At 62.2% G+C, this 14,187-nt stretch carries 16 protein-coding genes; 12 read left to right on the top strand and 4 right to left on the bottom strand.

Annotation, left to right across the window (positions count from 1 at the left end; genetic code table 11):
• Window positions 1–34 precede the first annotated feature (34 nt).
• The gene (gene prfB, locus IPM20_05210) at window positions 35–1,162 is read left to right on the top strand and encodes a peptide chain release factor 2 (GenBank protein MBK9131025.1); all 1,128 of its coding nucleotides are present in this window, start codon (window positions 35–37) and stop codon (window positions 1,160–1,162) included.
• 62 nt (window positions 1,163–1,224) lie between these two features.
• Entirely contained in the window at window positions 1,225–2,724 is a 1,500-nt protein-coding gene (gene lysS / locus IPM20_05205) for a lysine--tRNA ligase (protein ID MBK9131024.1), read from the top strand.
• Window positions 2,725–2,809: 85 nt separating this feature from the next.
• Here the strand turns inward: lysS and IPM20_05200 are convergent, their stop codons facing one another.
• On the bottom strand, window positions 2,810–2,989 hold the full coding sequence (locus tag IPM20_05200; protein MBK9131023.1) for a hypothetical protein: 180 nt from the start codon (window positions 2,987–2,989) through the stop codon (window positions 2,810–2,812).
• A gap of 143 nt (window positions 2,990–3,132) precedes the next feature.
• On the opposite strand from IPM20_05200, the gene IPM20_05195 reads away from it, so the two are divergent.
• From IPM20_05195 to IPM20_05180, 4 genes are all read left to right on the top strand, one after another.
• Complete coding sequence (locus IPM20_05195) at window positions 3,133–3,855, top strand: hypothetical protein (GenBank protein MBK9131022.1); 723 nt, start codon at window positions 3,133–3,135, stop codon at window positions 3,853–3,855.
• 80 nt (window positions 3,856–3,935) lie between these two features.
• Complete coding sequence (locus tag IPM20_05190) at window positions 3,936–4,514, top strand: hypothetical protein (GenBank protein ID MBK9131021.1); 579 nt, start codon at window positions 3,936–3,938, stop codon at window positions 4,512–4,514.
• A gap of 118 nt (window positions 4,515–4,632) precedes the next feature.
• On the top strand, window positions 4,633–5,304 hold the full coding sequence (locus IPM20_05185) for a hypothetical protein (GenBank protein ID MBK9131020.1): 672 nt from the start codon (window positions 4,633–4,635) through the stop codon (window positions 5,302–5,304).
• 274 nt (window positions 5,305–5,578) lie between these two features.
• Window positions 5,579–6,352, top strand: coding sequence for a 2OG-Fe(II) oxygenase (locus tag IPM20_05180; protein ID MBK9131019.1), 774 nt, complete (start codon window positions 5,579–5,581; stop codon window positions 6,350–6,352).
• Between the two features lie 29 nt (window positions 6,353–6,381).
• On the opposite strand, the gene IPM20_05175 is transcribed toward IPM20_05180, so the two are convergent.
• Complete coding sequence (locus IPM20_05175; GenBank protein ID MBK9131018.1) at window positions 6,382–7,233, bottom strand: HDOD domain-containing protein; 852 nt, start codon at window positions 7,231–7,233, stop codon at window positions 6,382–6,384.
• 96 nt (window positions 7,234–7,329) lie between these two features.
• Window positions 7,330–8,370 carry a folate-binding protein YgfZ gene (locus IPM20_05170; protein ID MBK9131017.1) on the bottom strand — a complete coding sequence of 347 codons (1,041 nt, stop codon included), beginning with the start codon at window positions 8,368–8,370 and terminating at the stop codon, window positions 7,330–7,332.
• Between the two features lie 99 nt (window positions 8,371–8,469).
• On the opposite strand from IPM20_05170, the gene sdhC reads away from it, so the two are divergent.
• Genes sdhC through IPM20_05140 form a run of 6 tightly spaced genes read left to right on the top strand, consistent with a single transcriptional unit; the run spans window position 8,470 to window position 12,360 of the window.
• Window positions 8,470–8,856, top strand: coding sequence for a succinate dehydrogenase, cytochrome b556 subunit (sdhC, locus tag IPM20_05165; protein MBK9131016.1), 387 nt, complete (start codon window positions 8,470–8,472; stop codon window positions 8,854–8,856).
• Complete coding sequence (gene sdhD, locus IPM20_05160) at window positions 8,853–9,194, top strand: succinate dehydrogenase, hydrophobic membrane anchor protein (protein ID MBK9131015.1); 342 nt, start codon at window positions 8,853–8,855, stop codon at window positions 9,192–9,194. The genes sdhC and sdhD overlap by 4 nt, the downstream gene beginning before the upstream one ends.
• Window positions 9,191–10,969: a succinate dehydrogenase flavoprotein subunit gene (gene sdhA / locus IPM20_05155; protein ID MBK9131014.1), complete on the top strand. Its 1,779-nt coding sequence runs from the start codon at window positions 9,191–9,193 to the stop codon at window positions 10,967–10,969. The genes sdhD and sdhA overlap by 4 nt, the downstream gene beginning before the upstream one ends.
• A gap of 11 nt (window positions 10,970–10,980) precedes the next feature.
• Window positions 10,981–11,676 carry a succinate dehydrogenase iron-sulfur subunit gene (locus IPM20_05150; GenBank protein MBK9131013.1) on the top strand — a complete coding sequence of 232 codons (696 nt, stop codon included), beginning with the start codon at window positions 10,981–10,983 and terminating at the stop codon, window positions 11,674–11,676.
• Window positions 11,673–11,936: a succinate dehydrogenase assembly factor 2 gene (locus tag IPM20_05145; GenBank protein ID MBK9131012.1), complete on the top strand. Its 264-nt coding sequence runs from the start codon at window positions 11,673–11,675 to the stop codon at window positions 11,934–11,936. Before IPM20_05150 ends, IPM20_05145 begins: the two co-directional genes overlap by 4 nt.
• Window positions 11,899–12,360 carry a hypothetical protein gene (locus IPM20_05140; protein ID MBK9131011.1) on the top strand — a complete coding sequence of 154 codons (462 nt, stop codon included), beginning with the start codon at window positions 11,899–11,901 and terminating at the stop codon, window positions 12,358–12,360. Before IPM20_05145 ends, IPM20_05140 begins: the two co-directional genes overlap by 38 nt.
• Here IPM20_05140 and nadB read toward each other — a convergent pair.
• Window positions 12,348–13,985 (bottom strand): L-aspartate oxidase, encoded by a 1,638-nt coding sequence (gene nadB / locus IPM20_05135; GenBank protein MBK9131010.1) that lies wholly within the window; start codon window positions 13,983–13,985, stop codon window positions 12,348–12,350. The two genes, IPM20_05140 and nadB, sit on opposite strands and share 13 nt — an antisense overlap.
• Window positions 13,986–14,187: the final 202 nt, after the last annotated feature.

The raw sequence follows: 14,187 nt of genomic DNA, 5'->3' as shown, positions 1-14,187 counted from the left end.
CGGCATTTCCGTTTGGGTTTTTCCCTGTAGTACAATGCCGTGTTTTATCCAACGGCGGACACCATGCTCGAACTCAATCTCGTATTCACGCGCATCAAGGACATGCAGGGTCGCCTCGCCGACCTGGGGAGGTATCTTTGACCTCGCCAGCAAGCAGGAGCGACTGATTGAGGTCGGGCGCGAGCTGGAGGATCCGGCCGTGTGGGGCAACCCGCAGCGCGCCCAGGAGCTGGGTCGCGAGCGGGTGCGCCTGCAGGAGACGGTCAACGGCTGCGCCGAGGTCGAGGACAGCCTGAACGAGGCGCGCGAACTGCTCGAGCTCGCCGACGAGGAGGGCGACGCGACCACCGCCAACGCGGTGATCGCGGACCTCGACGAGACCGAGCGCAAGCTGGCCGCGATGGAGTTCCGCCGCATGTTCGCCGGCGAGATGGACCCCAGCAACGCCTTCCTCGACATCCAGGCCGGCTCCGGCGGCACCGAGGCGCAGGACTGGGCCGAGATGCTGCTGCGCATGTATCTGCGCTGGGGCGAGGCGCACGGCTTCAAGACCGAACTGATCGAGGTGTCGCCGGGCGAGGTGGCGGGGATCAAGAGCGCCACCATCAAGCTCGACGGCGAGTACGCCTACGGCTGGCTGCGCACCGAGACCGGCGTGCACCGCCTGGTGCGCAAGTCCCCCTTCGATTCCGGCAACCGCCGCCACACCTCCTTCGCCGCGGTGTACGTCTCGCCGGAGGTGGACGACGATATCGAGATCGACATCAACCCGGCCGACCTCAAGGTCGACACCTATCGCGCCAGCGGCGCCGGCGGCCAGCACGTCAACCGCACCGAATCGGCGATCCGCATAACACATATCCCCTCCGGCATCGTCGTGGCGTGCCAGAGCGACCGCTCGCAGCATAAAAACCGCTCCACCGCGATGAAGCAGCTGCAGGCCAAGCTGTACGAGCGCGAGCTCAACGCGCGCAACGCGGCGGCGCAGGCGCTGGAGGACAGCAAGAGCGACATCGGCTGGGGCAACCAGATCCGGTCCTACGTGCTCGACCAGTCGCGCATCAAGGATCTGCGCACCGGCATCGAGACCGGCAACACGCAGGCGGTGCTCGACGGCGCGCTGGATCAGTTCATCGAGGCGAGCCTGAAGCAGGGCTTATAGGGGATAGACCCCGTTTTTCGTTTGTTCAAAAACGGGGTCCGTCCCCAAAGACGAGGAATGACATGCAATCCGACGACGTGACGCCGCAGGACGAACAGGAACAGGTCGCGCAACGGCGCGAGAAGCTCGCCGCCCTGCGTGCGCGCGGCAACCCGTTCCCGACCGATTTCCGCCGCAACGTCGTCGCCGGCGAGCTGCACGCCGAGTACGGCGCGGCCGAGGCCGAGGCGCTCGAGCGCGACGCGCGGCGCGTCAGCGTGGCCGGCCGCATGATGACGCGCCGGCTGATGGGCAAGGCCAGCTTCGCCCACCTGCAGGACATGTCGGGGCAGATCCAGCTCTACATCCAGCGCGACGCGATCTCGCCCGAGGCCTACGACGAGTTCAAGCGCTGGGACATCGGCGACATCCTCGGCGCCGAGGGCGTGCTGTTCAAGACCAAGACCGGTGAGCTGTCGGTGAAGGTCGAGGCGATCCGCCTGCTGACCAAGGCGCTGCGCCCGCTGCCGGACAAGTACCACGGCATCGCCGACCAGGAGCTGCGCTACCGCCAGCGCTATCTCGACCTGATCATGAGCGACGTGACGCGGCGCACCTTCCGCGTGCGCACCGCCATCATCGATCATATCCGCCGCTTCCTGATCGACCGCGCCTTCATCGAGGTGGAGACGCCGATGATGCAGGTGCTGCCGGGCGGCGCGGCGGCGCGCCCGTTCAAGACGCATCACAACGCGCTCGACATCCCGCTCTACCTGCGCATCGCGCCCGAGCTGTACCTGAAGCGCCTGGTGGTCGGCGGCTTCGAGCGCGTGTTCGAGATCAACCGCAACTTCCGCAACGAGGGCCTGTCGACGCGCCACAACCCCGAGTTCACGATGCTCGAGTTCTACCAGGCCTACGCCGACTATCACGACCTGATGGACCTGACCGAGGAGATGCTGCGCGGACTCAGCCAGCACGTGCACGGCGCGACGACGTTCACCTACCAGGGCGCGGAGTTCGACTTCGGCCGCCCGTTCCGCCGCCTGACGCTGCCGGAGGCGATCCGGCACTACAACCCGGAGATCCCGGCGTCCGACCTCGCGGATGCCACGAAACTGCGCGCCCTGCTGCGCGCGCGCGGCTTCGCGGTGAAGGACGACTACGGCCTCGGCAAGCTGCAGCTGGAACTGTTCGAGCAGACGGTGGAGTCGAAACTGCACGAGCCGACCTTCATCACCTCGTATCCGACCGAGGTGTCGCCGCTGGCGCGCCGCAACGACGCCGACCCGGACGTGACCGACCGCTTCGAGTTGTTCATCGGCGGCCGCGAGATCGCCAACGGCTTCACCGAGCTGAACGACGCCGAGGACCAGGCGGAGCGTTTCCGCCAGCAGCTCGCGGCCCGCGAGGCCGGCGACGAGGAGGCGATGCTGTTCGACGCCGACTACATCCGCGCCCTGGAGCACGGCATGCCGCCCACCGCCGGCGAGGGCATCGGCATCGACAGGCTGGTGATGCTGTTCACCGATTCCGCGTCGATCCGCGACGTGCTACTGTTTCCGCATATGAAGCCGGAGTAATCCCGGTATTCGTTGTAATCGTAGGTTGGGCTGAGCACCGCGAAGCCCAACGATCCGGTATGGTTCATGTTGGGCTTCATTTCATTCAGCCCAACCTACCCGTACTCAATTTCCGTTTGAATGACTTCGCCCGCAGCACGTGCCAATGCTCCAGGGAAGGCTTAATGCCTTGGCGAACAATGGTATTTGTATAACGAACCCAAAACTGCCGCTCACGGGCGGCGCGCTCATCGTCATCCATGACGACACTCCAGCTTTCATCCATGAAAGAGTTGAGAGTATCCTACTGGAAACCGGACGAAGAGGCGAGGACATGCCGATGCTATACAGAATCCGCCTATCACCGATATCACCGACTCCGTCTAATTAACTGTTATGCCTAAAATGAGACATCGTGAGTACTAGGTTATGGAAGGACGCTGGGGCATCAGTATTGATATTGAGGGTTTCTCAAAGAACTACGAATACAGTGAAGAAAGGAAGACATTTGCAATATTAGCGCTAGCTGAGCTGATGCAAGCTATCGTCAACATCGGACGTGTCTGTTACCCGGGAAACCCGGATAAAAATTACTCGGATAGACTGTTTGTACATCAATTCGGGGACGGATTTATTATCTGTTCCGATTTTCCCGAAAAGGATGCATCAAGAGCAATTTCCATAGCTACTGCGCTAATGCGCCATATGATTATGAAAGGTTTTGCTACCAAAGCAGCCATTTCTAACGGTGATATGTCAGATATTAAAGGTTGTTATCCTAGGGCTGTGAGAGAATCCCAAGATGAAAGAGTTGATTTAGGTATGGGATTAATGACGGTAATTTCGGTAATGGGTACTGCTTTAACTAAAGCTCACAAACTTTCGAACACACATAAAGGATCTGTACTGATTATTGATGAAAGTCTAGTGGGGCTTGGGTTGCCTGAGAGTGTTGTAATTAAAAGTGAATCTAATTGTGTTGACTGGATCAATAGCTGTTTACCGTTGGCTGATGATATTGCGAAGAAAAGTAAATTATTGCTTGGCGGCCAAAACGCAATGATTGCAAAGCTTGAGGAATATTGCCGTATTGAGCCGGTGCCACCAAACGCCTGGATTGAGGCAACATTTGAAACTATAGGTAAGGCATAACCATGCGCACCACCCGACTAAAAACCGCTACGCGCTTTTCGTCGGGTGAGCTTGGCCGTTATGTGACAAAAGAAGGCTGAATGGACAAGAGCGAGTTCTACTTCGACAAGCTCGAATCGATACTCGATAAAGAGCAGGTCGAACTGCTTCAGACAAGGCGTGAACATCATTCCGGTTGGGGCAGCCATATTCTGACTTTGTCTACTGCGGCTGTCGGATTCTCATTTACGTTCCTTCCATTATCTGGCTTTAGCGTATTTTGGTTGGCTCTCGTTGGAATTCTGGCGTTTGTCTCATCCATCGTATTTTCTACATTCGGATTCTTGGTTTCGGATAAAGGGCTAGAGTCAGCGTCTGAGTCACACCTAGCACGCAGGCTTCAGCATGATAGAGTTCGTCACCGTGTAACTCGCCTGAAGCGAGAAATGGAAGAACTGAAACCAGACGACTTAAAGAACATTAATGCCGCAAGATACCAATGCTGGAGAGACGTCGAGAAAATTTACGCTGAACGAAATCCAGCGAAAGAAGTTGAGGATCTGAACAGAATCAACATGAAGGTTAACTTTCTTAACCGAGCGCGGACGTACTCGTTCCTGATCGGAGTCGCCACGATAACAATGTTCTCCTTTTGCAACATTGATGCGTTTGCTAACTAGGCACTATGTCACATAACACGTTGTTTGTGCAGACGCCCGAGACAGTGCGCCATGGTAGTGTCTATGGCGGGCGCAGCACAATAACACGTTATGCCAACAAATCAGAAGGTGCATAAGAATGAGTTTATTTAGCTGGTTAAAAAAGGGAAATAATCCAACAAGCGAAGCATCTTCTGTTGACACTTCCACTCAAACCTCAAGTGAGCCGTCCGAGAAAGAGGTTTTTAAATCACCGGTATTGTTGGCCGAATGGGTAAATAAATATCTGCTGGAAGCATTTCCGTTAGAGGACAATTACGAACACCTTCCAGATGAAGAGAGTCGAAAAGAATTGAATATCACTTATGAACAAAGAGAAAGGTATATAAGAGAAATTCCAATTTTACGAATCTCTGGTGTTTCTTTGTTCATTAAGCAGTATTACAACGATGAATTCTGGCTAAAATTCTCTAAAGCTATTTATCCGTTTTTATACCGCCATCTCCACAGCGATAACTACACTGATGAGCAACTTACATTATTAGCAAATGCTGTCGAAAAATATGTATCTTGTGCTGAAGATGGTGATGAGAAAGAAACATCATTGCATTATATGCGCCGGGTTTATGATGATAGTGACAATTTCGTTAAGCTACTAGCCGACGGTGTTGGCTATCTTTCAGTTCAATGGCTAATGGATGCTTATGAAATATTTCGCGATGCATATTGTACTGTAACCCAGGGTATGTCTTACGAAAGCTGTAAGACTATATTGGAAGCAATGGAAAAAATAGAAAATGAAAAGGCCTAACAAACGCATCAAAATCGCCCGTAAACAACGCGGGCTCGGACCTCGCTACCGCTCGGCCGTTTATGCGGGACGTTGAGCTTAATGCAGAACAAGACATAAACAGAGCTTGGGGTAACAGGGCTCAGCCAGCCCCCGGTTTATGGTAAATTAGACCGCAACCGGATTCGCCCCATCCTGTGGCACGATCCGGATCCACGATCTCTCAGTCTGGGGTTGCGTACTATGGATCACACCATATTCATCTCGTCCCGATTCCGGCAGAGAGCATAGTCCGATGCTGCCGGTCCATCCCTATTGGTGGTTCAAGAGTGCGATCTCTCCGGCGGACTGCCAGCGGATCATGGCGCGCGGCTTGGAGGTGCTGGAACAATTAAAGCAAAGCGGGGGCGACGCAACTGGCGTCACCCTGGGTGCTACGCACAAGGGCGCGGAAAATGCCGGCGCCAGCGCGCTGGCGGATCGGACGCTGGAGGATGCGGCGCAGGAGATCGGCACTTCCCAGCAGGAGGCCACGAAAGGGAAGTACATCCGCGACAGCGAGGTCTGTTTCCTCAACGACGCCTGGATCTACGACCTGGTGTTTCCGCTGATCGCCGAGGCCAATCAGCGCGCCGGCTGGAACTACGAGGTCGACTTCGCCGAACCGTTCCAGTTCGCGGCCTATCGGCCGGGCGGTTTCTACGGCTGGCACACCGACGGCTTCACCTGCCATTTCGGCGCCTATCAGAAGTTCGAGCCCGGCGTCACCCCGCTGGTGAACGGCAAGCCGCCGCCGAACTGCATCGACAATCCGAAGATGCTGGGTAAGGTCAGGAAGCTGAGCATGACGCTGAACCTGAACGAGCCCGGCGCCTATGAAGGCGGGAACCTCAAATTCGATTTCGGCCCGCATGTGCGCCACCGGGAACGTTACCACGAGTGCGAGGAGATCCGGCCGCAGGGCTCGATGATCGTGTTTCCGTCCTACGTCTACCACCAGGTCACGCCGGTGACCGCCGGGATCCGCTATTCCCTGGTGTTGTGGGTGCTGGGCAAGCCCTTTCGCTGAGCGTTGCGGCGTCGCGGACGCGGCCCGGCCTATCCCGCCAGCAGTTGCTTGATCTCGTGGATCTGCTCGCGCGCGTCCTTCATGACGGCGATGCTTTCCTCCGGCGTCAGCGCCAGGCGCTCGAAGGCGGGGATCACGGACCAGTCCAGCTTGGTGTAGGGGTGGTCGCTGCCGATGTAGCTGAGCAGGTTGGCGACGATGACGACGTCGGTGTAGTCGGCGTCGGTGCCCGGTTCGCGCTCGAGGTCCTCGTGTTCCGCCGCGGCGGCGATCAGCTCCGGCGGGAACTTCCAGCTCCCCAGCACCAGCGCCCCGACCCGCGTGTGCAGGATCTCGAGCAGGCGGTTCAGCGCGGCTTCGTCCGCCGCGATGTCCGGCAGCATCTCGGCGTATTCCAGGATCGGCAGTTTGCCGATGTCGTGCACCAGCCCGGCCAGCATGGCCTCGTCGGCGTTCAGCGGCGTGAAGTTGTCCGAGATGATGTAGCACAACGCCGCGACCTGCACGCTGTGTTCCCAGTTGCGCGCGAGCAGCTGCTTCTTGAGCGGCGAGGCAAGCTTGTGCTGGTAGAGCTGTTCCATCGCGAGGCTGGTGACCACGCTGCGCACGTTCGTGTTGCCGAGTCGGGTGATCGCGGTGCGGATGTCCTCGATCTGGTCGTTGACGCGATACAGCGGGCTGTTTACAACACGGAGCAGGCGGGTGGTCAGCACCGCATCGGCGCTGATCACGCGCACGATCTGGCTGGTGGTGACGTTGCGGTCCTCCAGCAGCCGGCGCGTCCTGAGCGCGATCTCCGGCAGGGCCGGCAGGACCACCCGGTTGGCGCGGATGTCCGCGACCAGGTCGTGCCAGAAGGTTTCGATTTGCTGGGATGCCATGGCGTGAATCGATCGTGGATGGGCTGTCTCAGGCTATCGGCGTGTCCGGGAGTTCTTGAAGGCAGGATGCGCGCCACGCGGGCGCCGGACCGGAGATCAGGAGAAGGCCGGCAGTCCCGCGGGGGGCTGGAGGGTGAGCTTAATTTCAGGATTATCTTTTATATACAGATTGTTACCGGAGGAATATTCGGTCGCGACCACGGCCAGCAGGTCGCAGCCGCCGGCCGGGGCCGGGGTGGCTGAGACGATGTGTCCGACGGCCTGGCCATCGTCTCCCGTGGCGTGCAGCGGGGTTCCCGGCGCGGGCGGTTCCACGTCGGCATGGCCGAGGTACATCCGGCGTTTGACGCTGCCGCGGTAGTGCAGGCGGGCGACGATCTCCTGGCCGGTGTAACAGCCTTTCTTGAAATTGATCCCGCCGAGCAGTTCCAGGTTGACGGTCTGCGGGATGAATTCCTCGACCGTCGCGGGGTAGACGTCCGGGATGCCGGCCAGGATGTCATGGCGGTCCCAGGCCGTGGCGCCCACCGGCGTGGCCCGCGCGGCCAGTGTCGTCCAGGCGCGTTCCATGTCGGCGGGCGGGCCGTACAGGGCGAAGCGCGGCTGCCGGCCCGGCAGGCGCAACACGGTCAGGGCGCCGTCGCGGCCCACCGCGTCGGGTTCGGCGGGGACGGTTGCGATCAGGTCCCCGAGGATCGCCTCGGCGTGCGGTCCGGTGAGGCCGATGCCGATCAGCGCCGCGCCGGCGTCCTCCAGCGTGACCTTGGACATCAGTACGTACTTCTTCAGGCGCGCCAGTGTCCCGTCCAGCAACGGGCGGGGCAGTTGCAGATATAAGGCGTCGTCGCGGCGGAAGATGCGCAGCAGGGCGAGCAGGCGCCCCTTCGGGCTGCAATAGCCGCTGAGCTGGCTGTGTCCCTCGACGACGAGGTCGATGTCATTGGTGAGTTGACCCTGGAGGAACTTGCCGGCGTCCGCGCCGCGGACGGCGATCAGGCCGCGATGGCCCAGGTCCGCGATGACATCGCCGCTGTCGGAGGCTTGCAGCTCGCGCGCGGGGTTCCCGAAGTCCTCGACTCGATCGCCCTCGATCCGGGCGCCGGCCTTGAGGAGGAATGTGTTCCAGTGTGGATTCATGCGGATTTATGGATTTACCGATCGGATCTGGGATCATAGCGGAATTCATGCAGGGGTGTAAGGCTGGACGTCGGGAGCGGCTGAGCTACACTAGACGCCGTGACAGCGCCCAATACCAAAAAACGCCCCGCCTTCCTGACGCTGACCCGCATCCACTTCCCGGTGATGGCCGTGCTCTCCCTGGGGCATCGCCTCAGCGGCGTGCTGCTGGTGCTGTCCGTGCCGCTGCTGGCGTACCTGTTCGACCGCTCGCTGGCGAGCGCGGAGGGCTACGCCGGGGTCAGCGCGCTGCTGCGGGGTGACGGTGCGCGCGTCGTCCTGCTGCTGATGGTGTGGGCCTTCGCGCATCATCTGCTGGCCGGGGTCCGGTTTCTGCTCATCGATCTCGATGTCGGCGTCACGCTGCGCCCCGCGCGCGCGAGCGCGTGGGCGGTGCTGATCGGCGGTGTCCTCGCCATGCTCGGCGCGGCGCTGTTCCTGCCGTGAACCGCCGCGCCCGCGGATTGCGCGCCTGGCTCTGGCAGCGCCTGAGCGCGGTGTATCTGTTGTGCTATGCGCTGTTCGCCATGCTGGCCTTCGCCGTGTCGCCGCCGGATTCCTATGCCGCATGGCGCGCCTGGATGGCGGATCCGCTGGTCGGGCTGGCGACTGCGTTGTTTTTCGTCGCCCTGCTGCTGCATGCCTGGGTCGGCATGCGCGATGTCATCATCGATTACGCGGGCGTGCTGTCGCTGCGTCTCGCCCTGCTCACGCTGACCGCGCTCGGCCTCGCCGGCACCGGGCTGTGGGTGCTGCGGACACTCTATTCCCTGCATAGCCCATGAACATTCCGCGCAAAGAGGTGGAGCGCCGCCGCTTCGACACCCTCGTGATCGGGGCGGGGGGAGGCGGCCTGCGCGCCGCCTTGCAACTGGCCCAGGCCGATGCCTCGGTGGCGGTGGTCTCCAAGGTGTTCCCGACGCGTTCCCATACGGTGGCCGCCCAGGGCGGCATGAACGCCGCGCTCGCCAATGTTCTGCCCGACAACTGGCACTGGCATATGTACGACACCGTCAAGGGCAGCGACTGGCTGGGCGACCAGGACGCGATCGAGTACATGTGCCGCGCGGCCGCGCGCCTGGTGATCGAACTCGAGCACTTCGGCGTGCCGTTCTCGCGCCTCGACAACGGCAAGATCTATCAGCGCCCCTTCGGCGGCCAGAGCCAGAACTTCGGCGGCGAGCAGGCGGCGCGCACCTGCGCCGCGGCGGACCGCACCGGGCACGCCATCCTGCACGCGCTGTATCAGCAGAACATTCGCGCCAGGACCCATTTCTTCGACGAGTACTTCGCGATCGACCTGCTCAAGGACCGCGAGGGGTATATCCTCGGTGCGCTGGTGCTGTGCATCGAGACCGGCGAGCCGCTGGTGATCGAGGCCAAGACGACCCTGCTCGCGACGGGCGGCGCGGGCCAGCTCTATCGCACGAATACGAACGCGCGCATCAATACCGGCGACGGCATGGCCATGGCGCTGCGGGCAGGCATTCCGCTACAGGACATGGAGTTCATCCAGTTCCATCCGACCGGCATCGCCGGCAAGGGCATGCTGATCAGCGAGGCGGCGCGCGGCGAGGGCGGCTACCTGGTCAATCGCGACGGCGAGCGTTTCATGGAACGCTATGCGCCGCATGCGAAGGACCTCGCCAGCCGCGACGTGGTGAGTCGCGCCATCGCGACCGAGGTGCGCGAGGGGCGCGGCTGCGGCCCCGATGGTGACCACGTGCTGCTCAAGCTCGATCACCTCGGGGCCGAGGTGATCCACAAGCGCCTGCCCGGCATCCATGCCATGGTGCAGACCTTCCTGCGTATCGATCCAGTGTCGCAGCCCGTGCCGGTGTTTCCGACCTGCCACTACACGATGGGCGGCATCCCGACCAACCGTTTCGGCCAGGTGGTGGCGCCGGAACGGCAGGGGCCCGAGGAGCCCGTGATCGGCCTGTACGCGGTGGGGGAATGCGCCTGCGTGTCGGTGCACGGCGCCAACCGGCTCGGCGGCAATTCCCTGCTCGACATCGTCGTGTTCGGCCGCGCGGCGGGCAATCACATCATCGAGTATCTGAAGGAGGCGCGTTATCACCGTGCGCTCGAGCCTGAGACGATCGAGCAGTCGCTCGCCCGGCTCGCGCGCTGGGACGAACGGCGCGGCGACGAGACGGTGAGCGGCCTGCGGGCGGAGTTGCAGCGTACGATGGAGCACTACTGCGGGGTGTTCCGCAGCGAGGAGGTGCTGCAACAGGGGTTGGCGCGGATGCGCGAACTGGAACAGAGATTGCAGCAGGTTACGCTGAATGACCGCAGCCGCGTGTTCAATACCGCCCGCATCGAGGCGCTGGAACTGGAGAACCTGATGGACATCGCGCTGGCGGCGGTGAGTTCGGCGCTCGCGCGCCGGGAGAGCCGGGGCGCCCATTCGCGCATCGACTACCCGCACCGCGACGACGAGCACTGGCTCAAGCATTCGCTGTACTTCAAGGACGGCGGCGTGCTGGATTACAAGCCGGTGCGCATGAAGCCGAGGACGGTGGAGCCGTTTCCGCCGCAGCCCAGGGTGTACTGATCATGGAACGCATGCGCTTTTCGGTGTACCGCTACAATCCCGAGACCGACGCCGACCCCGTGATGCGCGACTACGAGGTCGACGGCCTTGCGCCCGACATGATGCTGCTCGATGCCCTGGCGCGCATCAAGGCGCAGGACGAGACGCTGAGCTACCGGCGCTCCTGCGGCGAGGGCGTGTGCGGATCGGACGGCGTGAACATCAACGGCCGCAACGGCCTCGCCTGCATCACCCCGCTCAGGGGACTCAAACAGCCGATCGAGATCCGGCCGCTGCCGGGCCTGCCGGTGATCCGCGACCTGATCGTCGACATGGAGCAGTTCTATCGCCAGTACCGCGAGGTTAAACCGTATTTGATCAATCACGATCCGGTCCCGGAGGTCGAGTTCCGCCAGAGCCCGGCCGAGCGCGAACGGCTCGATGGCCTGTACGAGTGTGTGCTGTGCGCCTGCTGTACCACCGCCTGCCCGTCGTTCTGGTGGAACCCGGACAAGTTTCTCGGCCCCGCGGCATTGCTGCAGGCGCGGCGCTTCCTCGCCGACAGCCGCGACCAGGCGACCGAGGAGCGGCTCGATGCGCTGGAGGATGCCTACAAGCTGTTCCGCTGCCACACGATCATGAACTGCGTGCAGGTCTGCCCCAAAGGGCTCAACCCCACGCAGGCCATTGGCGAGATCAAGCAGATGATGCTGAAGCAGTTCATATGAGCGACGCCCGCGAACCGGCGCCGGAGCTCGCGCGGCTGCGCTGGCAATGCCGGCGCGGCATGCGGGAACTGGATCTGCTGCTGGAAGGTTTCCTCGATTTTGGATACACCGATGCAACGGAGTCGGAGCGGGCCGCGTTCCGGCGCCTGCTGGACTATCCGGATCAGCTGCTGCTGGAATACCTGCTGGGCTCCCTGGCCCCGGGCGAACGGGAGATGTCCGATGTCATCCTCAGGATACGCGGCGCCGCTGCGGCTTGACCTGCGTCCGTCGCGCCGGCTCGCGTGCTATCTGTTGGCGGTGCACGGCGGCGCCCTGGCCTGTCTCCCGGCGCTCCCGCTCGGCGCCATGACGGGCGGCCTGCTCGCGGTCCTGATCCTGCTCTGTCTCGCGAGAAACTACACCTCGCGCGTGCTCATGCGGGGCGGACACGACGTCGTGGCCCTGGTCTGGACCCGGGAAGGCGACTGGCGCCTGATCGAGCGCGGCGGACGGGAACGGGTCTGTCATTTGCGGGCGGACTCCTACGTCCATCCGGCGCTGACCGTGCTCAATTTTTCCGGCGAATGCCGCCGTTCGATCGTGCTGCTGGCGGACAGTCTGGAGGGGGAGGTCCATCGTCGCCTGCGCGTCCGGCTCGGCCTGCGCGGCCAGGGGGCGCCGGAGCAGGGCTATCCGGCCTGAGCGGCGACGCCGTCGCGGATTTTCGGCGTGAGGATTGTGTTGCGCGCTATCTGGGCCGGATCGGCTGCCGGGTAATCCAGGGTGTAGTGCAGGCCGCGGCTTTCCTTGCGCAGCAGCGCGGAGCGGATGATCAGCTCCGCGATCAGCACCAGGTTGCGCAGTTCGAGCAGGTCGCGCGTGACGCGGAAATTGCCGTAATACTCATCGATCTCCTGCTTGAGCAGCTCGGTGCGGTGCAGCGCGCGCTGCAGCCGCTTGTCGGTGCGCACGATGCCGACGTAGTCCCACATGAAGCGGCGCAGCTCGTCCCAGTTGTGCGCCACCACCACTTCCTCGTCGGAGTCCGTCACCTGGCTTTCGTCCCACGCCGGCAGCGGACCGGGCGGGGCGAGGTCCTGCAGCCGCTGGAGGATGTCCCCGGCGGCGGATTCCGCGAACACCAGGCATTCGAGCAGGGAATTGCTGGCCATGCGGTTGGCGCCGTGCAGGCCGGTGGAGGTCATCTCGCCGATCGCGTAGAGTCCCTCGATGTCGGTGCGTCCGCGCAGGTCCGTGATGACGCCGCCGCACAGGTAATGCGCCGCCGGTACCACGGGGATCGGCTCGCGCGTGACATCGATGCCGAGATCCAGGCAGCGCTCGTGGATGGTGGGGAAGTGCGTGCGGATGAATTCCGCCGGTTTATGGCTGATATCGAGATAGACGCATTCGATTCCGAGGCGCTTCATCTCGTGGTCGATCGCGCGCGCGACGATGTCGCGCGGGGCGAGCTCGCCGCGCGGGTCGAAGCGCTCCATGAACCGGCTGCCGTCGGGCAGCAGCAGGCGGCCGCCTTCACCGCGCACGGCTTCGGTGATCAGGAAGGACTTCGCCTTGGGATGGTACAGGCAGGTCGGATGGAACTGGATGAACTCCATGTTGGCGACCCGGCAGCCCGCGCGCCAGGCCATGGCGATGCCGTCGCCGCTCGCGATGTCGGGATTGGTGGTGTAGAGGTAGACCTTGCCCGCGCCGCCGGTGGCGAGCACGGTGCAGCGGGCGGCCACGACGGAGACCCGGTTGTTATCGCGCAGATCGAGCAGATAGGCCCCGACGCAGCGGCCGCCGCGCGGGGTGGCCGGGGTCTTCTCCCGGATCAGGTCGACGGCGAGATGGTATTCGAAGACGGTGATGTTGGGATGCTCGCGCGCCTGCCGCTCCAGGGTCGTCTCGACCGCGCGCCCGGTGGCGTCGGCCGCGTGCAGCACGCGGCGGTGGCTGTGTCCGCCCTCGCGGGTGAGATGGTAATCCGCGCCCGTTACGGAGCCCTCGGCCCGGGTGAAGGCAACGCCCTGATCGATCAGCCACTGAATACACCTGCGGGCGTGTTTGACGGTATACTCGACCACCGCGGGATCGCACAGGCCGGCGCCGGTATTGAGAGTGTCCTCGACGTGGGATTGCAAGGAGTCCTCCTTGTCGAGCACCACCGAAATCCCCCCCTGGGCATACAGCGTCGCGCCCTCGCTGAGGGCCGCCTTGGAGATCAGGGCGATGCGGGCGGACGGGGCCAGCCGGAGGGCCAGGCTGAGGCCGGCGGCCCCGCTGCCTATGATCAGAACATCGTAGTGACCGGAGGGGTGCATATCAGCTCGGCCTTAGACCTTGATTAAATTGGGTAATATGACTGATTCGACAGCAATTTTTTGATAGAATCCCACCCACTCGCGCGGGAGGCACTAGCTATATATCATAAAAGCCTGAAACAGAAACCTAATTAGCTGAACTTAACGATAACAACACTGTCACACCACTTGAGCAAGGCGCGATGCCTTTGCGGGAGGGGCC

Source organism: Gammaproteobacteria bacterium, assembly GCA_016716465.1.
In the GTDB taxonomy this organism is placed as follows: domain Bacteria; phylum Pseudomonadota; class Gammaproteobacteria; order SZUA-140; family SZUA-140; genus JADJWH01.
The sequence above is the reverse complement of the archived record's forward strand: the minus strand, read 5'-3'. Positions and strand labels throughout refer to the sequence as shown.

Excerpts from the sequence above, each read along its gene's own strand:
- IPM20_05200 (MBK9131023.1), bottom strand. The coding sequence starts at position 2,989 with ATGGATGAAAGCTGGAGTGTCGTCATGGATGACGATGAGCGCGCCGCC.
- sdhA (MBK9131014.1), top strand. The coding sequence starts at position 9,191 with ATGAACATTCCGCGCAAAGAGGTGGAGCGCCGCCGCTTCGACACCCTC.
- IPM20_05195 (MBK9131022.1), top strand. The coding sequence starts at position 3,133 with ATGGAAGGACGCTGGGGCATCAGTATTGATATTGAGGGTTTCTCAAAG.
- IPM20_05185 (MBK9131020.1), top strand. The coding sequence starts at position 4,633 with ATGAGTTTATTTAGCTGGTTAAAAAAGGGAAATAATCCAACAAGCGAA.
- IPM20_05175 (MBK9131018.1), bottom strand. The coding sequence starts at position 7,233 with ATGGCATCCCAGCAAATCGAAACCTTCTGGCACGACCTGGTCGCGGAC.
- IPM20_05190 (MBK9131021.1), top strand. The coding sequence starts at position 3,936 with ATGGACAAGAGCGAGTTCTACTTCGACAAGCTCGAATCGATACTCGAT.
- lysS (MBK9131024.1), top strand. The coding sequence starts at position 1,225 with ATGCAATCCGACGACGTGACGCCGCAGGACGAACAGGAACAGGTCGCG.
- IPM20_05145 (MBK9131012.1), top strand. The coding sequence starts at position 11,673 with ATGAGCGACGCCCGCGAACCGGCGCCGGAGCTCGCGCGGCTGCGCTGG.
- IPM20_05170 (MBK9131017.1), bottom strand. The coding sequence starts at position 8,370 with ATGAATCCACACTGGAACACATTCCTCCTCAAGGCCGGCGCCCGGATC.
- IPM20_05180 (MBK9131019.1), top strand. The coding sequence starts at position 5,579 with ATGCTGCCGGTCCATCCCTATTGGTGGTTCAAGAGTGCGATCTCTCCG.
- nadB (MBK9131010.1), bottom strand. The coding sequence starts at position 13,985 with ATGCACCCCTCCGGTCACTACGATGTTCTGATCATAGGCAGCGGGGCC.
- IPM20_05140 (MBK9131011.1), top strand. The coding sequence starts at position 11,899 with ATGTCATCCTCAGGATACGCGGCGCCGCTGCGGCTTGACCTGCGTCCG.
- IPM20_05150 (MBK9131013.1), top strand. The coding sequence starts at position 10,981 with ATGCGCTTTTCGGTGTACCGCTACAATCCCGAGACCGACGCCGACCCC.
- prfB (MBK9131025.1), top strand. The coding sequence starts at position 35 with ATGCCGTGTTTTATCCAACGGCGGACACCATGCTCGAACTCAATCTCG.